This window comes from Kangiella sediminilitoris (assembly GCF_001708405.1).
GTDB lineage: Bacteria > Pseudomonadota > Gammaproteobacteria > Enterobacterales > Kangiellaceae > Kangiella > Kangiella sediminilitoris.
Genome location: NZ_CP012418.1, coordinates 1875015 through 1898725 on the forward strand (window position 1 = coordinate 1875015; position 23711 = coordinate 1898725).

Annotated in this window: 21 protein-coding genes; 10 read left to right on the forward strand and 11 right to left on the reverse strand. The window is 42.9% G+C overall.

Translation table 11 applies throughout. The features are described from left to right. The first annotated feature begins 46 nt into the window (after positions 1-46). Genes KS2013_RS12115 through KS2013_RS08700 form a run of 5 tightly spaced genes read left to right on the forward strand, consistent with a single transcriptional unit; the run spans position 47 to position 3336 of the window. Positions 47-562 (forward strand): MipA/OmpV family protein, encoded by a 516-nt coding sequence (locus KS2013_RS12115; RefSeq protein ID WP_068992578.1) that lies wholly within the window; start codon positions 47-49, stop codon positions 560-562. Next, positions 553-939, forward strand: coding sequence for a MipA/OmpV family protein (locus KS2013_RS12120; RefSeq protein WP_068992581.1), 387 nt, complete (start codon positions 553-555; stop codon positions 937-939). The genes KS2013_RS12115 and KS2013_RS12120 overlap by 10 nt, the downstream gene beginning before the upstream one ends. Positions 940-994: 55 nt before the next feature. Then, positions 995-1399, forward strand: coding sequence for a DUF3019 domain-containing protein (locus KS2013_RS08690; RefSeq protein WP_169816865.1), 405 nt, complete (start codon positions 995-997; stop codon positions 1397-1399). A gap of 2 nt (positions 1400-1401) precedes the next feature. Next, positions 1402-2100, forward strand: a complete 699-nt coding sequence (locus KS2013_RS08695; RefSeq protein WP_068992587.1) for a response regulator transcription factor — start codon at positions 1402-1404, stop codon at positions 2098-2100. 3 nt (positions 2101-2103) lie between these two features. Next, a complete protein-coding gene (locus tag KS2013_RS08700; RefSeq protein WP_068992589.1) occupies positions 2104-3336 on the forward strand; it encodes an ATP-binding protein in 1233 nt (410 codons plus the stop codon). An 11-nt stretch (positions 3337-3347) separates the two neighbouring features. Here KS2013_RS08700 and KS2013_RS08705 read toward each other — a convergent pair whose 3' ends face one another. After that, positions 3348-4577, reverse strand: a complete 1230-nt coding sequence (locus tag KS2013_RS08705; RefSeq protein WP_068992593.1) for a nucleoside recognition domain-containing protein — start codon at positions 4575-4577, stop codon at positions 3348-3350. A gap of 221 nt (positions 4578-4798) precedes the next feature. Here KS2013_RS08705 and ttcA point away from each other — a divergent pair, with 221 nt between their 5' ends. The 3 genes from ttcA (at position 4799) to KS2013_RS08720 (ending at position 8560) form a co-directional block, all read left to right on the forward strand. Further along, positions 4799-5719 (forward strand): tRNA 2-thiocytidine(32) synthetase TtcA, encoded by a 921-nt coding sequence (gene ttcA / locus KS2013_RS08710; protein ID WP_068992596.1) that lies wholly within the window; start codon positions 4799-4801, stop codon positions 5717-5719. Positions 5720-5804: 85 nt separating this feature from the next. After that, positions 5805-6263, forward strand: coding sequence for an acyl-CoA thioesterase (locus KS2013_RS08715; protein ID WP_068992601.1), 459 nt, complete (start codon positions 5805-5807; stop codon positions 6261-6263). Between the two features lie 185 nt (positions 6264-6448). Continuing rightward, entirely contained in the window at positions 6449-8560 is a 2112-nt protein-coding gene (locus tag KS2013_RS08720; RefSeq protein WP_068992605.1) for a M13 family metallopeptidase, read from the forward strand. 60 nt (positions 8561-8620) lie between these two features. Here KS2013_RS08720 and KS2013_RS08725 read toward each other — a convergent pair whose 3' ends face one another. Together KS2013_RS08725 and KS2013_RS08730 are read right to left on the reverse strand one after the other, a co-directional pair. After that, positions 8621-9691, reverse strand: a complete 1071-nt coding sequence (locus tag KS2013_RS08725) for a PQQ-dependent sugar dehydrogenase (RefSeq protein ID WP_068992608.1) — start codon at positions 9689-9691, stop codon at positions 8621-8623. Between the two features lie 118 nt (positions 9692-9809). Continuing rightward, on the reverse strand, positions 9810-12059 hold the full coding sequence (locus KS2013_RS08730; protein WP_068992611.1) for a S9 family peptidase: 2250 nt from the start codon (positions 12057-12059) through the stop codon (positions 9810-9812). 144 nt (positions 12060-12203) lie between these two features. Here KS2013_RS08730 and KS2013_RS08735 point away from each other — a divergent pair, with 144 nt between their 5' ends. Then, complete coding sequence (locus KS2013_RS08735) at positions 12204-13157, forward strand: DMT family transporter (RefSeq protein WP_068992614.1); 954 nt, start codon at positions 12204-12206, stop codon at positions 13155-13157. Positions 13158-13217: 60 nt separating this feature from the next. Here the strand turns inward: KS2013_RS08735 and KS2013_RS08740 are convergent, their stop codons facing one another. From KS2013_RS08740 to ampD, 6 genes are all read right to left on the reverse strand, one after another. Continuing rightward, on the reverse strand, positions 13218-13604 hold the full coding sequence (locus KS2013_RS08740; RefSeq protein ID WP_068992617.1) for a hypothetical protein: 387 nt from the start codon (positions 13602-13604) through the stop codon (positions 13218-13220). 84 nt (positions 13605-13688) lie between these two features. Beyond that, on the reverse strand, positions 13689-15107 hold the full coding sequence (lpdA, locus tag KS2013_RS08745; protein WP_068992620.1) for a dihydrolipoyl dehydrogenase: 1419 nt from the start codon (positions 15105-15107) through the stop codon (positions 13689-13691). A 122-nt stretch (positions 15108-15229) separates the two neighbouring features. Further along, positions 15230-16915, reverse strand: a complete 1686-nt coding sequence (aceF, locus tag KS2013_RS08750; protein WP_068992623.1) for a dihydrolipoyllysine-residue acetyltransferase — start codon at positions 16913-16915, stop codon at positions 15230-15232. 15 nt (positions 16916-16930) lie between these two features. After that, positions 16931-19612, reverse strand: coding sequence for a pyruvate dehydrogenase (acetyl-transferring), homodimeric type (gene aceE / locus KS2013_RS08755; protein WP_068992627.1), 2682 nt, complete (start codon positions 19610-19612; stop codon positions 16931-16933). 191 nt (positions 19613-19803) lie between these two features. Continuing rightward, positions 19804-20664, reverse strand: a complete 861-nt coding sequence (gene ampE / locus KS2013_RS08760) for a regulatory signaling modulator protein AmpE (protein WP_068992630.1) — start codon at positions 20662-20664, stop codon at positions 19804-19806. Positions 20665-20737: 73 nt separating this feature from the next. After that, positions 20738-21313 carry a 1,6-anhydro-N-acetylmuramyl-L-alanine amidase AmpD gene (gene ampD / locus KS2013_RS08765; RefSeq protein WP_068992632.1) on the reverse strand — a complete coding sequence of 192 codons (576 nt, stop codon included), beginning with the start codon at positions 21311-21313 and terminating at the stop codon, positions 20738-20740. A 91-nt stretch (positions 21314-21404) separates the two neighbouring features. Between ampD and nadC the strand changes: the two genes are divergently transcribed. Continuing rightward, on the forward strand, positions 21405-22274 hold the full coding sequence (gene nadC, locus KS2013_RS08770; RefSeq protein ID WP_068992635.1) for a carboxylating nicotinate-nucleotide diphosphorylase: 870 nt from the start codon (positions 21405-21407) through the stop codon (positions 22272-22274). A 43-nt stretch (positions 22275-22317) separates the two neighbouring features. On the opposite strand, the gene zapD is transcribed toward nadC, so the two are convergent. Both zapD and coaE read right to left on the reverse strand, forming a co-directional pair. Continuing rightward, the gene (gene zapD / locus KS2013_RS08775) at positions 22318-23085 is read right to left on the reverse strand and encodes a cell division protein ZapD (protein WP_068992638.1); all 768 of its coding nucleotides are present in this window, start codon (positions 23083-23085) and stop codon (positions 22318-22320) included. 5 nt (positions 23086-23090) lie between these two features. Next, entirely contained in the window at positions 23091-23711 is a 621-nt protein-coding gene (gene coaE / locus KS2013_RS08780) for a dephospho-CoA kinase (protein WP_068992641.1), read from the reverse strand.

Consider the following 23711-nt stretch of genomic DNA (forward strand, 5'->3'; position numbering starts at 1 on the left):
GTACAAACTGATGTGCTTTTAGAGCGCCGCTGATAATATTTTAAGAATGAGAAAACCTTTTTTTATAGCATCTATTTTCTGGCTTTTGGCAGCCACTGTGCATGCCGAAACGACTGAAATTGAAATCGAGGTCATCGAAAGTGATCCTGATGTTGTTGAGCAAGTTGAAAATGATGATCCCCACAATAGCAAAACTAATTCTGGAGAATGGAATATTTCTCTAAGCCTGGGCTATGGGCAAGTAGAAAGTATTATCAGTAATGTAGATGACTTTGATCTCTATCTACTTCCAAACATCAGCTATTATGGTGAGAGTTTTTTCCTTGAAAATACCACCATGGGTTACAGCCTGTATGAGGATGAAGATTTTTATCTCGACATTGTAGGGAAACTCAATGAAGACGGTATTTACTTCAACCTGGATGACTTTGGTGTTTTTTCTGCTTTAGGAACATCACCACCCTTAAGGGACCCAAGAATCCCTCCCCCCCGGATATCGACAGAGACATCTCCTATCTGGCTGGCCTTGCTCTTAGTTATGAGCTGGCAGGGTTGGATTTAAACGCGGGCTACTATCAGGACATTACCGATGTGCATAACGGCTACGAGGTAACTCTGGGTCTCTCTAAGCGCTTTTTGCTAACTGATAACTGGTCACTGTATTTAGGGGCAAATGCAAACCATAAGAGCAAAAAGTTATTAAAGTATTATTATGGCATTACTCCTGAGGAGGGGCTGCTTCCGGCATTTACTTATCAACCCAATTCCTCAGGCAATAATTATTCTTTTATTGTAAACTCAGAATATGCGTTTCATGACAACTGGAGCTGGCAGTTATTAATCAAGAGAAACCTACTATCTGATGAAATAACCGACAGCCTTATCGTAAATACAAAGCACACGGACACTTACTTTTTTGGGATAAAATATACGCTGTAAAATGAAAGCATTAGGGCAAACGTCACAACTATTCATTCTCTATATAATAATAGGGATGAGCTTAGTGTTTGCCCAAGAAGCGTTCGCCGGAGAAGAAAACCCCTGGCAAAAGAAATCTAAAATAACTCACCAGAAGAAAGCGGTCTTAACGATTACCCCATCTGTTTGTGTAATCAAAGTGAAAGGTGAAGTCTGCCAACAGATACTAAAGGTCTCTTACCGAAGTCAGCAACAATATGATGTTTGCATTTACTACTCTAGGAGTGAAGAGCCGTTCTGGTGTGAAGAAGATATCAAAAAGGCCGATCTTGAAATAACCGTCAAAGCAAATAGTAGTATTAAGCTTTTGGCCAAGAATAACGATGACAACAATATTCTGGCAACAGGTCGCTTCATACTCAGTATGTTTCAGCCCGCTAAAGAACGTAAACGTCGACACTATGGCATAGGAATTATCTGAATATGTTAGTTGACTGCAAAATTCTGCTAATTGAAGATGACCTGCCCCTTGCTGAGCTTATTCAAGAATACCTTAGTTCACAAGGCTTTGAACTGACCCATATTTCTAAAGGCCTTGATGTTCACAATATCAAAGACACAGACAGTTATGATCTTATTGTCTGTGACGTCATGCTGCCCGACATTGATGGATTTAACCTGAAAAGCACATTGGAACAGAAGTTTCCGTGTCCTATTATTTTCTTAACCGCATTGAGTGATGACGAAGACCAGATTAGAGGGTTAGAGCTTGGTGCCATTGATTACATTGTTAAGCCCGTTGAGCCAAATGTTTTATTGGCTCGAATTAAAGCGAACCTTCGAAAAACTCAGGACTTTTCTGCTCAGGATAAAATTGTAATTTCTGATTTAGTTTTGGACCAAAATGCCAAAACCGCAACGCTGTCTGATCAGGTATTGGATCTCACCAGTCAGGACTTTGACCTGTTGTGGGTTTTTGCGCAGAATCAGGGGAAAATTTTATCGCGCGAGCAACTTTTTAAGTTAATTATTGGGAGAGAGTACAATGGACTGGATAGAACGGTGGATGCAAGAACCAGTCGCTTAAGAAGCAAGCTTGATAGTCTCGATATACCCGGACTGGTCATTAGAACCGTTTGGGGCAAAGGCTACCTGTTCACCTATACAAAGTCGGCAGAGTAACTGATGAAGTTTCAGTTTTTTCGCTTTTATGCCTTAGTTGTTTTGGCTGCTGCGCTATTAATCTGGTCATTTAATCAGATTTACAATGCAATACAGGAGCCGAATAAAAGCTACCAGGTTGATATCGACTACTTTATTGAACGATACAATCAGCCAGCAACAGAGAGTGGTAACTCAACAGGTCAGCTTCCCCTTTTTAACACTATATCAGCTGAAAGCTTAGTCTTACCTGAGGACGTAGAACAACTTCTGGACACAGGTAATGTCATCGCCTTATCCGATGATAATGGCAATACTTTCTACTACAAAAAAAATCAGTCAGGACAAACATTGACAATGTTTGGGCCATTTCAGGATGTTAAGAAAGATTCGAATATCGAGCCTTATATAATCCCGCTATTCTATAGCAGCTTGGCGTGCCTGATACTTTTTTTAATGCGTCCTATCTTCAGAGATCTTCAACAACTACAAAACGAAGCGGCTGAATTTGGTCGACACCCGACACCCATGAGTCACTCAATCAAAGAGTCATCCAACATCTTCCCTCTAGCCAAATCATTCTATTCCATGTCAGATAAGATCGTGAGTTTTATCCAGATGAATAAGGATTTGTCTCGCACCATTTCCCATGAAATTCGAACTCCGTTAGCTCGAATGAAGTTTATGCTGGAAATTATTGCGCCAAAAATCAAGCGCTCACAGAAAGAGCGAATTCAAAATGATATAGCGGAAATAGAATCATTGGTTAACGACTACCTTTCTTTTGCTAAGGTAGAAAATGAAGCAGATAGTATCAACCGTGAACGACATTCCATGAAAAATTTCCTGCAGGAAATATACGACAAGTTTTCTATTTATGAGCAGGAAACAGCCATCAAATACCACAGCGATGATGTTATGGCTTACTTCGACCAGGGGTCTATGTCTATCGCCATACAAAACCTTTTAACCAATGCTTTAAGATTCTCTAAACAAACCATCAGTCTCGATTTCCGTCTGAAAGACGACACCTGTATTTTATCTGTGGAGGACGACGGCCCTGGAGTTGGTGATAATGCAGACAACCTTATGCAGCCCTTCAGCAGAAAAAATACCAAAGAGCAAAACCATAAGGGCTTCGGCCTGGGACTTTACATCGTTCGTAAAGTGGCTATTTGGCACGAAGGAGAGTTTTCCATCGCACAGTCCGATAAGCTAGGCGGAGCAAAAATGCAGATCCGCTGGCCAAATAACTAAAAAGTCACCTATTAAGTAAAGAACCAATACGCCAGTGATATGGCGGCAACAATTCCTGCGATATCAGCAATCAATCCACACGCCAATGCATGCCTGACCTTTTTAATGCCCACAGCACCAAAATAAACCGTCAATACATAAAAAGTAGTCTCTGTGCTGCCCTGAATGGTCGCCACCATGTAACCTGCCAATGAGTCTACCCCTTGTGACTCCATAGTTTCCAACATCATGGCTCTAGCCCCGCTGCCACTAAATGGTTTCATCAGTGCCGTTGGAATAGCCTCAACAAAACGAGTATCTAACCCTAAGCCGGAAAAAATCCAGCTGAGCCCGGATGCAAACGCATCCAATGCTCCGGATGCTCTTAGAGCTCCAATGGCGGTTAACATCGCTACCAGGTAAGGGATAATGGTTACGGCAACTTTAAACCCCTCCTTGGCCCCTTCAACAAACTCCTCATACACAGCCAGCTTGCGTCGCCAACCATGAAGCAGTATGAGAACAATTGCCCCCATCAATAAAAAATTACCCAAAGCAGAGCTTACTTCCGACATCTGGTCGGCAGGCAACATAAATAAAGCTGTCACTAAGCTACCAATGACGGAGGCAAAAGCAATAAAATATAATCCCACAACCCGGTTAAAAATAGATAGTTTCTGTATCCATGCAACAGCGAGAAGGCCAAAAAACGTCGAAGCGCTGGTTGCTAATAAAATGGGCAGGAATATTGCGGCAGGATCGGATGCCCCCATCTGAGCCCTATACAGCATGATCGTAATCGGGATAATCGTCACCGCGGATGTGTTTAAGACTAAAAACAAAATCTGAGCGTTGGTTGCAGTCGATTTGTTAGGATTTAGCTCCTGCAGCTGCTCCATGGCCCGAATACCCATTGGAGTTGCTGCATTATCTAACCCCAACATGTTAGCCGCCATATTCATGCTGATACTTCCTAGAGCAGGATGCCCTTTTGGCACTTCCGGCATTAACTTGGTGAATAGCGGAGCCAGTAGGCGTGCCAGCTTATTGACCAGACCACTTTTCTCCGCGACTCTCAGTAAACCAAGCCAGAAAGCCAAAACGCCTATGAGCCCAATGGCAATAGTCACACTGAGCTTGGCCATATCAAACAGTGACTTTACCAGATCGGGGAAAGCCGCCTGATTCCCGCCAAACAACCAGTCAAAGGTTGCAAGAGCAAATGCAATAACAAAGAAGAATAACCAGATAATATTCAGCATGGATGATGGCTTATACTTTTTATAAATTTCAGGGAATTATTGCATAACCTACTTTAAAAGAAGTCTTCGGGCAATTCCTTAGAGTAGTTCAGGCCTTAAGTTACTTGTTAATTACTAGTTAGCTAGTGGGACCCGATATTTCAATAAAGAGGCTTAATTCGCACTATCTTCATGTATAATAGCGCCAGTTTTAACTAGTCCAGCAATTTTAGTGTGTAATCATGACGGATAAACGCAGCAAACTCGAATTTAACAAATTACAGAAACGCCTACGCCGTAATGTGGGTAAGGCAATCATGGACTTTTCCATGATCGAGGATGGCGACAAAGTCATGGTCTGCCTGTCAGGAGGAAAAGACTCCTACACCTTGCTGGATATTTTGATGAACCTTCAAAAAAGTGCACCGGTATCTTTTGAGCTAATAGCAGTCAACCTAGACCAGAAGCAGCCGGGCTTCCCTGAGGAAATTTTACCTAACTATCTCTCCTCTATAGATGTGCCCTTTGAAATTATTGAGGAAGATACCTACAGTGTTGTGAAGCGAGTGATTCCGGAAGGCAAAACGACATGCGGGCTCTGCTCTCGGCTACGACGTGGTGTTATCTATGGCTGGGCTGAGCGAAACGGTATTACTAAAATCGCGCTGGGGCATCACCGAGATGATATGATTGAGACGCTATTTTTGAATATGTTCTTTGGTGGCTCAATGAAGTCCATGCCGCCAAAACTAAAAAGCGATGATGGCAAACATATTGTGATCCGTCCGCTGGCTTACTGCAAAGAGAAAGATATTGCCGAGTTTGCCAAAGCCAAAGAATTTCCAATTATCCCATGTAACCTGTGTGGGTCGCAGGAGAACCTGCAGCGTCAGAATATAAAGCACATGCTGCAGGATTGGGACCGTAAATACCCGGGGCGGGTCGAAACCATTTTTAAAGCTATGAGCAACGTTGCACCATCGCATCTTTCTGATAAAGAACTCTATGACTTTCAAGGACTTACACAAGACGCCATGACCCAAAGAGCCGGCGGCGACACTTTATTCGACACACCCGACTTTCCTCAACAAAAGGGAGAGAACGATGATGAGACATCGGAAAAGTCGAGTGTAAATAATATCCAGTTCGTCAATATTGGCTAGCCGAGTAACATAATTTAGAAAAACTATTCGCCAATAAGAGCTTCCTTGTTAAGATGGTCGGATGAGTTAACAAACAAGTTAGATTATGAAAGCTAATTCAGCCGAAACTTTAGAGCAATTTGAAAAAGATTATCCCGTGGTCTTACCGATTCGCGTCGCCTGGGGAGAAATGGATGCCTTTCAGCACGTCAATAACGTTAGCTATCTCCGTTATTTTGAAAGCGCACGTATTGCCTACATGGAAGCAATGCAGATGGAAGCGGATATAAAGAAGTCACCCGTAGGCCCTATTCTGGGAGATATCTATTGTCGCTATCGACGTCCTGTTTTTTATCCTGACACGCTCCATATTGGTACCAGAATCAGTGAGTTAGATGAATTTGGTTTCGTCATGGAATACCAGGCATACAGTGAAAAGCAAAATACAGTAACCACGCTAGGCCATTGCAAAATCGTCATGCTGGATTACCGAAGCGGTAATAAAGTTGCTATTAAAGGGGAAATCCTAGACAAAATTTTGAAGTTGCAGCCTGAACTGGGCTAGCTCCAGGGAGACCACTCCCGGAGCACCGGGAGTGGTCAGTAATTAAAGCTCTGAAATCTGACCTATCTCTCGAACGAAATATTCTGTAACGTTTCGATAGTACCCACCACTTCCACTCGCCTTGATTTCTGGTAGTATGTTGCGCTAGAAAAATTCTAATTTCACGATAACGATACAGGTGTCCTATGAAAAAACTGATCATAAGCTCTGTGTGCTTAGCAGTTTTAGCGGCTTGTAACTCTGATGACAATCAGAAGCAAGCTGAGACTAAAGCAGCGGCCCAAGAAGCTAACCAAGAGCAAGCTGTTAAGGCTGAACCAAAAGCCGATAAAAAAGAAACAAAACAGCAACTTGTCTCTGGTATTGATATTAAATATTTTGACAACTCCGTTCGTCCCCAAGACGATCTATTCCGCCACGTAAACGGTAAATGGCTTAAAGAATTTGAAATTCCGGCGGATAAATCAAACTATGGCTCTTTTACAAAGCTGGCAGAACAAGCTAAAGAAGATGTTCGCGAAATCATTGAAGAGGCAGCTCAAACTAAAGCTGAGAAAGGTTCAGAAGAACAGCAGGTTGGCGATCTTTTCGAAAGCTATATGAATACTGCCAAGCTTGAAGAGCTGGGTACAAAGCCTCTTCAACCAGAACTAGAGCGAATTAACTCTATTGAAAACCTGTCTGATCTTTCAGAATATATTGCCTATGCCCAAATGGTCTCTACGTCACCATTCAGTACTTATGTCTACGTAGACGCAAAGCAGCCTGATACTTACATCACGCAGATGAACCAGAGTGGTCTTGGCTTGCCAAGTCGTGATTCATACTTAAAAGAAGACGAGAAAAGCCAAAAGATCCGCGACCAGTATGTTGAGCATATCGCTAAAATGTTCGAACTTGCCGGCGTAGAAGGCGGCGAAGAAAAAGCGGCTACGGTCATGGGGCTGGAAACTAGCATTGCTCAGAAGCATTGGCCAAAGGAAAAACTACGTAACCCAGTAGCTCGCTACAACAAAATGAGTTTTGCGGATTTGCAAAACACCATGTCTAACATCGACTGGAACCGTTGGCAGGAAAACTCAATGCTAGAAGGCGTTGAGAGCGTCATCGTTGGCCAACCTGATTACTTTGCAGCTCTCAATGGCATGCTTAAAGACGTTCCACTTGAAGACTGGAAAACCTACTTCCAATGGCATGCGATCACTAATAGCGCGAGTTTCCTTAACAAAGCAATGGAACAGGAAAACTTCCGCTTCTATAAAGGTGTTTTGAGTGGCGTTGAAGAACAGGAACCTCGATGGAAGCGTGGCGTTAATGTTATCAACGGCACACTGGGTGAAGTTGTTGGTAAAATTTACGTTAAGAAACACTTCAAACCAGAAGCAAAAGAGCGCATGGTTGAGCTAGTAGAAAATCTTCGCCGCGCTTATGCACAAGGAATTAAAGAACTTGATTGGATGAGTGAAGATACTAAGCAACAGGCACTGGATAAGCTTAGCAAGTTTACTCCAAAAATTGGTTACCCTGATAAGTGGAAAGATTACTCTGAACTGGAAATTAAAGAAGATGACCTTTTCGGTAACATGAAGCGTGCTCGCTTAGTTTCAGTAAAGAAAAATCGTGAAAAACTGGGTCAGCCAATTGATCGCACAGAGTGGTTCATGACACCACAAACGGTTAATGCTTATTACAATCCAGTCATGAACGAAATCGTATTCCCAGCCGCTATTCTACAGCCGCCTTTCTTTAATATGGAAGCTGATGATGCTGTCAACTATGGTGGTATCGGTGCCGTTATTGGTCACGAAATGGGGCATGGTTTTGATGATTCCGGTGCCCAATATGATGGTGACGGCAAACTTCGCAACTGGTGGACTGAAGAAGATTTGAAAGAGTTTGAAAAGCGTACAGACAAGTTAGTTGCCCAATACAATAACTTCACGGTTCTTGATGGCGTACACGTCAATGGTGAGTTTACTCAAGGTGAAAATATTGGTGACCTAGGTGGCTTAACTATCGCTTATAAAGCATATCAATTGTCTAAAGAAGGCGAAGAAGCGCCAGTAATCGACGGCTTAACCGGAGATCAGCGTGTATTCTATGGTTGGGCACAGGTATGGCGTCGTAAATATCGTGATGCAGAGCTTCGCAAGCGAATCGATACTGACCCACACTCTCCAAGTGAATTCCGTGCCAACGGAACAGTGCGTAACATGCCTGAATTCTACGAAGCTTTCGACGTAGAACCAACGGATGATATGTATCTTGAGCCTGAAAAGCGCGTTAAAATTTGGTAGTTTTTTTACTGCCAACAAAAAGCCAGAGCAATGCTCTGGCTTTTTTTCATTAGACTGTAACTATTTCTGGTAAGTTACTCGATAAATTTTTCCAAACCCATCATCCGATACCAGCAATGAACCGTCTGGTAACTGAATAACGTCATTGGGTCGCCCTTTTACTTCACCATCAACCAGCCAGCCGGTTATAAAGTCTTCTTGTGATACAACTTTATTATCTTCAAGTGTTAATCGCACGACTTTATATCCAACCTTAGTGCTTCGGTTCCATGAACCATGCTGGGTCACAAATATTGAGTTCTTATAAGATGCTGGGAACATCTCACCGGTGTAGAAGTGCATTCCTAATGGTGCTACGTGTGCCTGGAACTCCCATTCTGGGGCAGTAAACTCGCGGTCACCCAGCTTTTCACCAAAGGCTGGATCTGGAAAGTCTTCTCCATGAATATAAGGAAATCCAAAAAACTCGCCACTTTCTGAAACCTTGTTTAATTCACAGGCGGGCTCATCATCCCCTAGCCAGTCACGCCCGTTATCCGTAAACCAAAGCTCGCCGGTGACTGGATGCCAATCAAAACCAACACTATTCCGTACTCCGGTCGCAACAAACTCTCTTTCTTTAGTTTCAAGGTCTACGCTGATAATGGTTCCAAATCGCTTATCCTCTTCATCACATACGTTACAAGGTACGCCAATCGGGATGTATAGGCGGCCATCGGGGCCAAACTTGATATACTTCCAACCATGATGACTTTTATCCGGAAGGTTGTCATAAACCACTTCAGGCTCAGGAGTTTCTTTATAATTTTTATCGATATCTTTAAAACGAAGGATCTTGTCAACTTCTGCAACGTATAGGTCTCCATCGTGATATGTCACACCACTAGGCATATAGAGATCTTCAATAATCGTGTAGACATTGTCTGCCTTATAATCGCCATCAGTATCTTCAATTGCATACACTTTACCCGCTTTACGAGTACCAGCATAAATTATCCCGCTATCCGATAAAGCCATTTGCCTGGCGCCTTCAACATCGGGTGCGAATATTTCAATATTGAAATTCTCTGGTACATCTGCTGCCTGAGCGCTGCCCAACAACAATAAAATTAATACCGCAATGTTTTTCATTTGTCGCTCCGTTAGTTTTTAACTTATTACAGAATAAAGCGTTCGTTAGGAAAATATCAAATCTAACTTCAAACTTACGTTATTAAAAAAGCGGCATAAGCCGCTTTTCTAACAATGATTACTTTAGGTTCTCTTCAAAAAAATCGGTAATTGTATTAAAGACATGGGTTCGTGTTTTCTGACCCCATATAGAGTGTTTACTTCCCGGATAGTTCATCATATCGAACGGTTTATTGGCATCCTGCAAGGCTTTAAATAACTTAGTACTGTTAGTAAACAAGACGTTATCATCTGCCATGCCATGTATGATCATCAGGTCACCCTTTAAGCCTTCAAGGTAAGGGAAAACATTACTTGCTTCATAACCTTCCTTATTCTCATCCGGGTGAGCAAGATAACGCTCTGTATAGTGTGTATCGTAAAGATACCAGTCTGTCACTGGTGCTACTGAAACACCGACTTTAAATACGTCCGGTTTTTTAAACATACTCATGATGGTCATGTAGCCGCCATAGGACCACCCGAACATACCAATTCGCTCAGGATCGACAAACGGTAAGGTCTTTAAGAACTCGACACCTTTTACCTGATCCTTAACTTCTACTTCACCCAGTTTACGGTAAATGGGATCCTCAAAAGCTTTACCTCGATTCCAGGAGCCACGGTTATCTAACGAGAAGACCACAAAACCCCTATCTGCCATCATATGGTGCCAATAGGTGTTACGTGCCCCCCAAACGTTTTGTACTCGCTGCGCATGAGGCCCACCATAAACATCAACAATAACCGGGTACTGCTTTCCCTTCTTCATTTCAGTTGGCTTATACAGTCGGTAATACATCTGCTGGCCGTCCTCAGCTTTGATAGTACCGAATTCAGGTTGAGGTGCTTTTTGAAAGTAACTGTAATAAGGATGTTCTTTGTTTAGCTCATTTTTCTCCAGCCAGGTAATTAATGTTCCATCAGCCCTTCGTAAGCTGACCTGTGGTGGCTGCTTAACCGAGGAAAAGTAATCTACAAATAGCTCCATATTTTTTGAAAAGCTGACAGTGTGAACCCCCTCACCCTCTGTAATCTTTTTGATATCACCATTGCCATTCACAGGGACAGAATATAAATCTTGTTGCAGTGGACTTTCTTTATTAGCATCAAAGTAAATCAACCCAGATTCTTCATCGACACCGTACACCTCATTAACAACCCAATCTCCGCTAGTCAGTTGATTGATTAAATTCCCTTTCAGATCATACAGGTAGATATGTCGGAACCCACTTCGCTCTGAAGTCCAGACAAAGGCTTCGCGCCCTTTTAGGAAATATAGGTCTTTGGTTAGGTTAATCCAGGTATCAGCGGTTTCAGTTATAACCTTATGTGACTTTCCAGTCTCTATATCAGCAAACATAAGCTTTAACGTTTTTTGATCACGACTTTGCCACTGAAAAGAAACCTGCTGGGAATTTCGTAACCACTTTACACGTGGTATATAGATATCCTGCTCGTCCCCAGTGTCTATCCAAGTAGTTTCACCACTTTTTAAATCAAGTACCCCCAGCTTTATAGTGACGTTTTTAGTACCTGTGCTCGGATAGCGCTGTTCGAATACAGTAAAGTCTTCGGCGTTAATTTCATAACGCTTTTCAACATTTACCGGAGACTCATCAACCTTCAAATATGCCAGTTTCTTACTATCCGGTGACCACCAATATCCAGTCAGCCTGCCCATTTCTTCCTGTGCTACAAACTCAGCCATACCATTTTTGATGGTACCCTCTCCATCGAAGGTCAACTGGCGTTCTTTTCCTGTATCTATATCCACCAGAAAGATGTCCTGATCACGGATAAACGAGACGCTTTTACCGTCAGGAGAAAGTTTTACATCGGTTTCATAAGCTTCGGTCTGGGTCAGCTGTTTGGTCGCATCTTCAGAGGCCTTGTTTAAATCATAAACGAAAATATCGCCACCTAGTGGGAATAACAGAGTTTCGCCATCATCACCCCAGTAATAGTTGATGATACCCTTGGCAAATAAACGCATACGCTCACGTCGAGCTTTTTCTTCGTCCGACAGTTTTTCTTCCCCTGGCATTAAATTCGCAGAATCTACCAACATCCGGGATTGCTTATCTGCCAGATTATATTCCCACAAGTCCAAACGTTCCTGCTCATCTTCTTTTCCCTTCAAGAAGGTCGCACGCTGCCCATCAGGAGAAAGTTTGACAGAACGTGGTGCTGGGCCCGTTAAAGAAGGATCTGCGTAAATGCGCTCAACCGTTAACATATCTTCACCTGTATCAGCCTGTACCGACGTAAAACCTGTTCCTACTGTCACTAATAGAGCTCCGTTCAACAAGGTCCTAACATAATTCATAACCAATGTTTCCCCGTATTTTTTAGATAAAGCATCATAGAATTTAAGGCTAAAACAATCAATCCTGTTATAGTTCCATTGATGGCTAGTATCGACTCTTCTTTTACTGCATAATCGGATTTTTATGTCAGTTCGAGAGTCACTATGCACACTGTATCCGGTCGCTGGCAATTAGGCCTGATCTTATCCCTGACGACAGTATTTCTTTGGGGTTTACTTCCAATCGCGCTAAAGGGTGTCCTATTACAGATGGATGCCGTCACCGTTACCTGGTATCGCTTCGCAGTAGCCGGTATTTTCCTATTTTTTTACATGCTGTTCAGAAGACGTATCCCAAGCCTGAAAGCTTTAAAAGGATTTGCGGGTCTATTAATGCTTATCGCGGTTCTCGGACTTTGCGCGAACTATGTGTTTTATTTATTTGGTGTGGACAAGATAACGCCAAGTAGCGCTCAGGTAATGATTCAAACGGCACCAATGTTCATGCTTCTGGGAGGCTTAATTGTTTTTAAAGAGAGCTTCAACAAATGGCAGTGGCTAGGATTCTGTAGTTTTGTTATTGGGCTGATATTATTCTTCAATATGCGTTTCGAGGAAATCCTTAACAATATCGACGGAGCCTATACTGTTGGATTGTTCTGGATGTTCCTGGCAGCGATTACCTGGGCTGGCTATGCTTTGGCACAAAAACAACTGCTGAATACCTATAGCTCTAACCAGATCATGTTCATTATTTATATTACCTGTGTATTCATCCTATTGCCTTGGAGCGAACCCTCTCAGGTCATGCCATTAAATACACTGGGCTGGGGGTTATTAGTTTTCTGCTGCCTGAACACTATCGTCGCCTATGGAGCCTTCGCAGAAGCACTGGCCCATTGGGAAGCAACAAGAGTTAGCGCTATTCTCGCTCTAACGCCCCTTGTAACCATCCTGGCGATGAAAGTAGTTGCTTACTTTTTCCCAGCATACCTTCCTTCAGAGCCGCTAAATGCACTAAGCATCGTTGGTTCTATTATGGTCGTTCTAGGTTCGGCAACGACCGCATTGGCAGGCAAGCGAAAATCAAAAATAATTAAAAAGTCGCCCTCTCCTTAAACAACTCTAAACATAGAAAAAGGCTCCCCGAGGGAAGCCTTTAAATTCTAGACAGTCTGACTATTTAGTCACAATAAACTCATCAATTTTCGCCTTCAGATTATTGACCCAGCGCGGATAACTGCGATGAATGTTAGTACCGTCATAATCTAAGTTAACGCTATCCACATAAAGGATGCTATAACTTTCTAAATTATATGGGATATCAACCACAGCAGTGTGAGCTCTTAAAACAAGAGTTCCCCTTATAAGATTTGGTTTAACCTGCTGCATCTCCCAACCTAAAACCTGACCCGCCTGTAAGATACTCACTCTCACATCATCAAGAGTTTTATTTTGACCCACTAAGTATTCAATATTGTGATCATTCAGGTTAGTCAATGGACGACTAGTGTTACATGCACTTAAACAACCCGCTAATAGTAGAGATAAAATAATTATTCTCATATCACTTCCCCTTTATTGTTTATTATTAACATAATAAAAAGCCCCCTTTAAGGGGGCTTTTATAATCACAGAAATAAATATTTCTTATTTCTTTTTTCGTTGAGGTGGAAGGTCAGTACACACGCCTTCATAAACCTCTGCCGCGAAAGTCACAGATTCTGACAATGTTGGGTGCGCATGAATCGTTAAACCAATATCTTCAGCATCACAGCCCATTTCAATTGCCAAACCTACTTCTGCAATCAATTCACCAGCATTAACACCAACTATTGCACCACCAATTACGCGGTTGTTTTTCTTATCAAACAACAACTTAGTGAAGCCTTCTTTACGGTTAACACCGATAGCACGACCTGATGCAGCCCATGGGAATTTACCCACGCCGTAATCGATACCTTGTTCTTTCGCTTCTTTCTCAGTCAAGCCAACCCATGCAACTTCAGGATCTGTGTAAGCGACTGATGGAATAGTTAAAGGATCGAAGTAGTGCTTCTTCCCAGCAATCACTTCGGCCGCCACATGTGACTCAGCTGTCGCTTTGTGTGCCAACATAGGTTGGCCCACAATGTCACCAATAGCGTAGATGTGCGGTACGTTTGTACGCATCTGCTTGTCGGTGTTGATGAAGCCACGCTCGGTTACTTCAACCCCAGCTTTATCGGCATCAATTAAATCACCATTTGGACGACGACCAACCGCAGACAGAATCATATCGAATTTCTGTGGTTTTTCTGGTGCATTCTTGCCCTCGAATGTGACATATAAGCCATCTTTCTTAGCTTCTACTTTTGTCACACTGGTTTCCATCAAGATATTTTCATATTTACCTTTGATGAACTTCTCAAGAACCTTAACCACATCCTTGTCACCAGCAGGAATCAACTGATCAGCCATTTCAACCACAGTAATTTTCGCACCTAATGCACGATAAACTGTCGCCATCTCAAGGCCGATGATTCCGCCACCGATCACTAACATATGCTTTGGAATATCTCTTAGCTCAAGTGCACCCGTTGAATCAACAATACGGTCATCTTCCGGCAGGAATGGAAGATCTACCACACGTGAGCCTGCCGCGATAATAGCGTTGTCAAAAGTTACTTTTTGTTTTTTACCGTCATGCTCAACTTCAATTTCGTTAGCACCAGTAAATTTACCGTAACCCTGAACAGTTTTAACCTTGCGGCCTTTGGCCATTCCAGCTAAACCGCCCGTTAGCTGCTTGATAACACCGTCTTTATACTCACGGATTTTATCGATATCTAGCTTTGGCTTACCGAAGCTAACACCATGAGCAGACATTTCTTCTGCTTCATCGATAACTTTTGCGGTATGCAACAATGCTTTTGATGGGATACAGCCCACATTCAAGCAGACACCACCTAGCGTGTCGTACTTTTCAATCAAAATGACATCCATACCTAAATCAGCAGCACGGAATGCAGCGTTGTAGCCACCTGGGCCACTACCTAAAACGACGACTTGAGCGTGTAAATTACTCATGAGTTCCTCTTTTCTATCTGAATTTAGAGTATCAACTCTTAAATCTTAAGCGCTTATTTTGCGCGTATTTTACCTAATTTGGCCGAAAAATCATCAAACAATTCAATATAACGTTACTGGACCTATAGGATCGTTCGACGAATATCACCTAACATCTTACTCAGATGGACAATAAATCGAGCTGCAACGGCACCATCGATTACACGATGGTCGTATGACAACGACATTGGTAACATCATTCTTGGTTCAAAATCTTTACCATTCCATACAGGCTTGATCTGATTACGGGATAAACCAAGGATGGCGACATCAGGCCAATTAACGATAGGTGTAAACGAAGTACCGCCTATACCACCTAACGATGAAATGGTCATCGAGCTGCCCTGCATATCTTGAGCTGTCAGCTTTTTATCGCGAGCTTTCTCAGACATTTCACCCAGTTCAGTGGCAAGTTCATAGACTGACTTTTTATCAACGTCACGAATGACCGGTACAACCAAACCATCCGGCGTGTCTACAGCTACACCAATATTGAAATACTTCTTTAATATTAGTGTTTCGCCATCCGCTGCTAAGGATGAGTTAAATGTCGGAAACGCTTTCAAGCTTGCAACAAGCGCTTTCATAATGAACGCTAGTGGAGTCAATCGCACCCCGTCTTTTGCAGCCTCTTCTTTCATTGATTTACGGAATTCGTCCAGCTCAGTAATATCCGCTTCATCGTGTTGAGTTACGTGGGGTATCAAGTTCCAGTTTCGCTGCAAAGTAACACTGCTTATTTTCTGGATACGTGATAATGACTTCTCTTCCACTTCACCAAACTTGGAAAAATCAATTTCAGGCAAGTCTGGCTGAGCAGCACCACCCGTATTGGCCGTGGCTTTAGGACGCGAGAGCTCAAACTTAATGTACGACTGCACATCTTCTTTTAAGATACGATTCTTACGTCCCGAACCTTTAACTTTCGATAAATCGGCTCCAAATTCTCGGGCAAGACGTCTCACAGCCGGGCTGGCATGTACCACTTCGCCTTCACTGCGCTCATATGGTTCCACCGCCACAGGTGCCGGCTTGTACTCAGATTTTGGCATCGGAGTATCTTTAACCGCAGCCTCTTTTTCCTCTTCTTTTGCTGAGTCAGAGGAAGCTGTCGTACTATCGGTCGAGCTATCGTCATCAGATCCAGCTTCGGTCACTGTCATGGTACCAATCTTGTCGCCCTGACTGACCTTATCGCCAACCTTTACTGTCATTGACTCAATGGTGCCAGCAAAAGGGGATGGAACTTCCATCGTTGCCTTTTCTGTTTCAAGGACGATTAGACTGTCGTCCTGCTCAACCTTATCACCAGCTTTTACGCTTACCTCGATAACATCGACGCCTTCAGAATCACCGATATCTGGTATTTCAATATCTTCGGTTCTTGTACCACCAGAAGCTGCTTTAGGTTGTTCAGAAGACTCATCTTTTGAGTCTTCCGCAGAATCAGACTCAGCCGTAGATTCTGATTCTTTTGAGCTTTCATCAGAATCGTTATCGTCACTCAAATCTTGGTTAGACTCCGACTCGCTGGCCTCTAACTTTAAAATTAAGTCGCCTTCAGAGACTTTATCGCCCACTTTCAACTCGATCGACTTAACCACACCCGCATCACTTGATGGTACTTCCATCGTGGCCTTATCGGTTTCAAGAACTATCAAGCCATCATCAACATCAATCTCATCACCAACGTTGACCAATACTTCAATGACATCAACCCCACTGGCATCGCCAATATCGGGGACTTTTACCTCAGTTAAATTTGCCAAGGGAACCTCCTCCAATTATAGGGTTGCTGGGTCAGCTTTATCAGCGTCAATGTTGTAACGCTTAATCGCTTTAGTGACTTCTTTAACATCAATCTCGCCGTCGTCAGCTAACGCCTTTAGCGCAGCGACAACAACATAATAACGATCAACTTCAAAGAATCGACGTAAGTTTTCACGGCTATCTGAACGACCGAAACCATCAGTTCCTAAAACCGTGTAACTCATGGGTACAAAGTTACGAATCTGATCGGCATAAGACTTGATATGGTCCGTTGCTGCGATAGCCGGACCTTTTTGTTTCTCCAGACACTTCTCAACGTAAGACTTCTTCGCTTTCTTATCTGGATGCAACATATTCTCACGCTCAACTGACATGCCTTCACGGCGTAGCTCCGTAAAACTTGGAACCGACCAGATATCAGCCAATACACCAAAATCTTCTTCCAGTAACTCAGCTGCGTGCTCTACTTCTCGTAATATTGACCCCGAACCCATGAGCTGTACACGTGGAGCTTTCTTGCGCGACTTATTGGCTTTCAATTGGTACATGCCTTTAATAATGCCTTCTTCAGCACCTTCGGGCATTTCTGGATGCGCGTAGTTTTCATTCAATGTTGAAATGTAATAGAACACATTTTCCTGATTCTTATACATACGACGCAGACCTTCTCGCACAATCACGGCAACTTCATAGGCGTAAGTTGGGTCGTAGCTGACACAGTTCGGAATTGTCGCTGAGATCAGGTGGTTGTGGCCATCCTGATGCTGCAATCCTTCCCCGTTCAGTGTAGTACGGCCAGACGTTGCGCCAATAAGGAAGCCTCTAGCCTGCATATCACCAGCTGCCCATGCCAGGTCACCAATGCGCTGAAAACCAAACATTGAATAGAAAATGTAGAAAGGAATCATTGGCAAATTATTGCTTGAATAACTGGTTGCGGCAGCAATCCATGACGACATGGCTCCAGCTTCATTAATGCCTTCTTCAAGGATCTGCCCTTTCTTATCTTCTCGATAGTACATGATCTGATCCGAATCCACCGGATCATAAAGCTGACCCACTGATGAGTAGATACCAATTTGGCGGAACATGCCTTCCATACCAAAGGTACGAGCTTCGTCTGGAATAATCGGAACGATACGCTCTTTCAGGCTCTTATCTTTTAGCAATACGTTTAAACCACGAACGAATGCCATAGTTGTTGAAATTTCACGGTCACCGCTTGACTTCAATAAAGCCTCAAATGCTTCCAGAGGTGGAATATCAATACTGTCAGACTCAGCGCGACGAGATGGCAGATAACCGCCGAGTTTCTCACGACGCTCGTGTAAGTATTTAATTTCAGGGCTATCTTCACCGGGGTGATAAAAAGGAACGTCTTCCAGTTTGTCATCTGGAATAGGGACATTAAATCGGTCACGGAAGTGCTTTAAAGCTTCCAGATTCATTTTCTTAACCTGGTGCGCTGCATTCTTACCTTCGCCAGAAGAGCCCATACCATAGCCTTTAACAGTCTTAGCTAAAATAACTGTTGGCTGGCCTTCTGTATTGACCGCTTTATGGTAAGCAGCATAAACCTTGTGTGGGTCATGACCACCACGATTCAAGCGCCAGATGTCTTCGTCAGACATATTGGCGACCATTTCTTTGAGCTTTGGATCTTTGCCGAAGAAATGTTCACGTGTATAGGCACCACCTTTTGCTTTACAGTTCTGGTATTCACCATCTACTGTCTCTTCCATCACTTTACGTAGACGTCCTTCTGTATCGCGGGCTAGTAATGGATCCCAGTAACGACCCCAGATAACCTTAAGCACGCTCCAGCCAGAACCGCGGAACTCACCTTCAAGCTCCTGAATGATTTTGCCGTTACCACGTACCGGCCCATCAAGACGCTGCAAGTTACAGTTAATAACGAAGATAAGATTGTCCAATTTTTCACGGCCAGCAAGACTGATAGCACCCAAAGATTCAGGTTCATCCATCTCACCATCGCCCAGGAAGGCCCATACTTTTCGACCTTTGGTGTCAGCAAGACCACGGTTTTCAAGATATTTTAAGAATCGTGCCTGGTAAATGGCCTGAATTGGACCAAGCCCCATGGATACCGTTGGGAACTGCCAGAACTCAGGCATTAGCCATGGGTGAGGGTATGATGACAGGCCCTTTCCATCAACTTCCTGTCGGAAGTTACTCAATTGGTCTTCGGTTAAGCGGCCCTCAAGAAAGGCTCGAGCATAAATACCTGGTGATGAGTGGCCTTGGTAATAAATCAGATCCCCTTTGTCTTCGTTATTACCCTTGAAGAAGTGGTTGAAACCTACGTCGTATAAGGTTGCACTCGAAGCAAAACTGGATAAGTGCCCACCTAGCTCTAATTCTTTATTTGATGCCTGCAATACAACGGCGATTGCGTTCCAACGGATAATGGCGCGCAAACGACGTTCCATTTCCTGGTCGCCAGGCATATGAGCTTCTTGCGATGGAGGAATAGTATTTAGATAAGCCGTTGTTAAATCAAACGGTAAATTAGCACCAGCTCGACGTGCTTTCGCTACTAATTTTTCTAATAAGAAGTGCGCCCGCTCGACACCCTCTTCTGCCATGACTGCATCCAGTGCGTCGATCCACTCCTGGGTTTCGATTGGGTCCACATCTGCTTCTGATGCATTTTGTTTTAAATCGTTCTCAGACATATTTATCGCCTTAATGACAGCCGCACATCATTTAATTAACATGCGTTAACTATATTCATTGCTTTTCACAAAGCCATCATCTTAGTCAAAATGTCCTGAAAAAGATACCGTTTCGGGCAAAAACCAAGCAGTTTTGCTTACTGGTCTGACCTAAATGAAACGCCTTACCATAATTAACATGTGTTAGCTATTTAGACAAAAGTCCAACCCAGTAAAGACGCTATAGCAATCACAGCGAATAATATAACCCCGGATCTTTGTGAAAGGGATATTGCACAATGATTTTCCGATGCGACACCATTTTCCGTGCTTCTCTGGCCCATACTGGCTACGGCGGTGTCGATCAGTAGTTTTTTACCTGAGACATCGAGATCAAAATACTCACTTTTGATCTTATCAATACCATGCGCCATATCACCCGCCAGTAGGTAACATAAGGCTGAGACCCGGCAAGCAACCCATTCCATAAAGTACAATACTTTCTTACCCACATTTCCAAGAGAAGCTTCTTGTTCTTGCCAAAGCAGCATTCTATATAACAGTGCCCCTGCAGGACCAAGAAATACAAACCAGATTGCCACACTGAAGTACTGACTCTCCACGTTATAAAAAATGCTATCAGTTACCTGCTTTATCATTTGCTCTTCAGTATCGGCTTCTTTACCGGTGTAAGTTTTTGCGTACTCATAAGCGGCCTGCGGATCATCTTTATCCTCAAGTGCTTTAAAGAAGTTTTCAAGCTGCTTGCTAGGCAGCTGTGGACCGAAAGCGTGGACTAATATCAGAACCATTAAAGCAAGTACGATCAAAGATGCGATGAACCCATCATCAAAAAGTTTAAACAGGATAAATATAGCGATAGTCGGTATAAAAACTTCAACAGACTCACGTACCCAGCCACGGTACCAGGACTTATCCCCAAAAGTTTTTTTCAATAGCCTGGAGTAACTAAAATACCAATTATCGCTACTCAGTTTGTCACGGGTAGTAGACTGATTACTGTGGTAATAGCGCTCGATTAATATTGCTATAACCAATGCTAGCAGTGCCATTGTTTTCATCCTTTATCGTTAGTTGTCGATGCACATGTTTGTTATACCATAGACTATCGTAGATGTTCAGCTGTTACTCAAAGTCGGGGAGAAACCTAAAATAATGCTCCCAGTCGAAAGCAGGACCGGGATCGGTTTTGCGACCTGGAGCAATATTACAGTGCCCCGTAATTCGATCCTGAGTAATTTTAGGATAAGCAGTCATTAATAATTTGGTGACTTTGGCCAATACTTCGTACTGTATATCCTCGTATGGTATTTCGTCGGTCCCCTCCAGCTCGATACCAATAGAAAAGTCATTACATTTCTCTCGACCATTAAAGCTCGATACGCCAGCGTGCCATGCGCGCTTGTGAAATGGAACATATTGAACTAACTCACCGTCTCGACGAATTAAAAGATGACTAGATACTCGAATTCCGGCAATTTCCTTAAAGAATCTATCTACTTCTGGATCCAGACACCCCGCAAAAAACTGATCAATATAAGGTCCACCAAACTGACTAGGAGGTAGGCTAATATTATGAATTACGAGTAAATCTATATCGTCACACTCTCTATCATCATAATGGGGACAGGTTGATTGACGCGCCTGTTCAATTAGACCGTTATGTAAGTTTAAACAAAATTGCTCAGTTGTTACTGCCATACTATTCCTAAAGCCTGAGTTTGTGATTACAATACCACACATAGAAAATGGAAACCCATTCTTCAAAATCTGTGAAAAGAGTACGGCTATTATGATTGATATTCCTTATCAGAAACAACTTAAAGACAACATTGAGTTCCAAGTTAATAGAACCTTAGAAGAGGACTTAAATGGACTGAATGGACTAGATGTCACTGCCGAACTCATCGAAGAAAATAAAGTTGCTAAAGGCCGATTGATAACAAGAGAAGATGCGGTAGTGTGCGGTATAGACTGGTTCAACCGCGTGTTTGAAAAACTTGATCCCTCAATATCATTAAGCTGGCAGTGTGAGGATGGAGAAAAGGTTTCAGCGAATGACACTCTATGTGAAATAGAAGGCAACGCTCGCAAAATTTTGACCGCTGAACGCAGCGCAATGAACTTTTTACAAACATTATCAGGAACAGCTACCATGACGGCCCGCTATGTCAGCGAGCTCAAGGGAACTAATTGTCAGCTACTAGATACCCGCAAAACCATACCTATGATGCGTTTAGCACAAAAGTATGCTGTGTATTGCGGAGGCGGTAAAAACCATCGAATGGGCCTTTTTGACGCATTCCTGATCAAAGAAAACCACATCATCTCTTGTGGCTCAATTAAAAATGCTGTGATCACGGCTAGATTGAATCATCCTGACTTGCTAGTTGAGGTTGAAGTCGAAACATTCTCACAACTGGATAAGGCTCTTGATGCCGGGGCTGATGTCATTATGTTAGATAATTTTAGTATTGATGATATGCGCACTGGTGTTGCCATCAACAAGATGCATTCACATACCGCCAAAATCGAGGCCTCAGGAAATGTTACCTTGGAAACATTACGAGACATAGCAGAAACAGGCGTTGATTTCATATCAGTGGGGGCGCTGACCAAGAATCTTAGAGCAGTGGATTTATCCCTAAGGCTTGATTTGTAATGCTCCAGCCAAGATCAAGTTTAAGCATAAAGATTAAACTGGTTCAGCAAATTGCCAGTTCAAAACTAAAATCCGATGTAACAGGTTTTACTTCAGCTTCATTCGGCTCCATAAAACGGATACTGAAGTAATGCTTCGACCCACTGACTTCAGGGTAATATTTTGCATCAATTGGTAAGCGGATTCTGATAAGCTGAGGGTTGTGCTTATCTGATAAATGGCTTTGATAAACGCCCTGATGGCAATTGACAGTTTCAAACTCACTGTTTTCTCGAAATAATCGTAGCAATATTTTTATACACTGAGCTAATCCCTCCAAATGTGCAAACCATTCGATAAACTTATTTTGTCTGTAGTCAAATGGCTTGTTTAGGAACAGATGCAGCTCCGGCAAATCAAAACTACAAGTTCCACCCGGCATCCGAATTCGGTTTTTTAACATTTCTATAAAACGGTCTGTACGGAGGTTAAAACCGAATTTTCCTTGGTAACTGCCAAGCCAAATCAGTAACTGCTCAAGCTGCTCAAGAAATCGCTGTAGTTTCAAACTGTCAATGTAAGGGCTTTCTTTCAATTGCTGAAAGTGAATACGCTGAGCTTCAAGTTCTTTTATTAATTCACCTTTAATATCGCCACGGTCGAGGCAATCAAGAATTTCCCATAAATTCCGTAAAGCAGTGACATGACAGATTTTAGAGTCCTGCTCACGCAAATGTAACTGGATGGAAAATAGCCGCTCTAAGCGTAAGTAGGTACGAACTTGTTCGCTCAGGGGATGCTCATATAGTATGGACTCACCCGACTCACTCATTGAGTTTAGTTCCTTGCTAGTTCACGGTAAACGCTATCTAGTTTTATAACTTGTTGTTTTAATGATTGCAAATCAGAATTATTCTGAATGACATCATTTGCTATTGATAAACGCTCTTCTCTACCCGTTTGACTCGCCAATATAGCTCGAGCCTGCTCTTTAGAGCTGTTATCGCGACTCATTAAACGTTCCAGCTGTTTTTCTTCAGGAGTATCGACCACTATAACCCTGTGGTAGTTATTTTCTTCCTCGGTGCCATGTATTGTTTCATAATACAAAGGAATAACATTGATGGTATAAAGCTCCTTTGCCTGCTCAGATGCCTTTCTAGCGCCAGACATTTCGGCACGAATTAACGGGTGAAGCAATTGGTTTAACCATTGCCTGGCACTTTGATTACTGAAGACTATTTCCCTTAACGCGGAACGATCCAAAGTACCATCTTCCAAAAGAACTGAAGAGCCAAAATGTTCGGAAATTGCCTTTAATCCAGCAGAACCTTTGGCCACCACGCTTCTTGAAAAAATATCGGCATCAATAACTTTGATGCCAAGCTCCTCAAAAAATTGGCTAACCGCAGACTTCCCGCTAGCAATTCCTCCAGTTAAAACGATATGAAGCGTCAT

What these genes read in the sequence shown, in the direction of transcription:
- zapD (WP_068992638.1), bottom strand. Translation starts at nt 23,085, where the DNA reads ATGAGTGAGTCGGGTGAGTCCATACTATATGAGCATCCCCTGAGCGAA.
- KS2013_RS08735 (WP_068992614.1), top strand. Translation starts at nt 12,204, where the DNA reads ATGCACACTGTATCCGGTCGCTGGCAATTAGGCCTGATCTTATCCCTG.
- KS2013_RS08700 (WP_068992589.1), top strand. Translation starts at nt 2,104, where the DNA reads ATGAAGTTTCAGTTTTTTCGCTTTTATGCCTTAGTTGTTTTGGCTGCT.
- KS2013_RS08725 (WP_068992608.1), bottom strand. Translation starts at nt 9,691, where the DNA reads ATGAAAAACATTGCGGTATTAATTTTATTGTTGTTGGGCAGCGCTCAG.
- nadC (WP_068992635.1), top strand. Translation starts at nt 21,405, where the DNA reads ATGATTGATATTCCTTATCAGAAACAACTTAAAGACAACATTGAGTTC.
- KS2013_RS08720 (WP_068992605.1), top strand. Translation starts at nt 6,449, where the DNA reads ATGAAAAAACTGATCATAAGCTCTGTGTGCTTAGCAGTTTTAGCGGCT.
- ttcA (WP_068992596.1), top strand. Translation starts at nt 4,799, where the DNA reads ATGACGGATAAACGCAGCAAACTCGAATTTAACAAATTACAGAAACGC.
- lpdA (WP_068992620.1), bottom strand. Translation starts at nt 15,107, where the DNA reads ATGAGTAATTTACACGCTCAAGTCGTCGTTTTAGGTAGTGGCCCAGGT.
- KS2013_RS08705 (WP_068992593.1), bottom strand. Translation starts at nt 4,577, where the DNA reads ATGCTGAATATTATCTGGTTATTCTTCTTTGTTATTGCATTTGCTCTT.
- coaE (WP_068992641.1), bottom strand. Translation starts at nt 23,711, where the DNA reads ATGACGCTTCATATCGTTTTAACTGGAGGAATTGCTAGCGGGAAGTCT.
- KS2013_RS08740 (WP_068992617.1), bottom strand. Translation starts at nt 13,604, where the DNA reads ATGAGAATAATTATTTTATCTCTACTATTAGCGGGTTGTTTAAGTGCA.
- KS2013_RS08690 (WP_169816865.1), top strand. Translation starts at nt 995, where the DNA reads ATGAGCTTAGTGTTTGCCCAAGAAGCGTTCGCCGGAGAAGAAAACCCC.
- aceE (WP_068992627.1), bottom strand. Translation starts at nt 19,612, where the DNA reads ATGTCTGAGAACGATTTAAAACAAAATGCATCAGAAGCAGATGTGGAC.
- ampE (WP_068992630.1), bottom strand. Translation starts at nt 20,664, where the DNA reads ATGGCACTGCTAGCATTGGTTATAGCAATATTAATCGAGCGCTATTAC.
- ampD (WP_068992632.1), bottom strand. Translation starts at nt 21,313, where the DNA reads ATGGCAGTAACAACTGAGCAATTTTGTTTAAACTTACATAACGGTCTA.
- KS2013_RS08695 (WP_068992587.1), top strand. Translation starts at nt 1,402, where the DNA reads ATGTTAGTTGACTGCAAAATTCTGCTAATTGAAGATGACCTGCCCCTT.
- KS2013_RS08715 (WP_068992601.1), top strand. Translation starts at nt 5,805, where the DNA reads ATGAAAGCTAATTCAGCCGAAACTTTAGAGCAATTTGAAAAAGATTAT.
- KS2013_RS12115 (WP_068992578.1), top strand. Translation starts at nt 47, where the DNA reads ATGAGAAAACCTTTTTTTATAGCATCTATTTTCTGGCTTTTGGCAGCC.
- KS2013_RS08730 (WP_068992611.1), bottom strand. Translation starts at nt 12,059, where the DNA reads ATGAATTATGTTAGGACCTTGTTGAACGGAGCTCTATTAGTGACAGTA.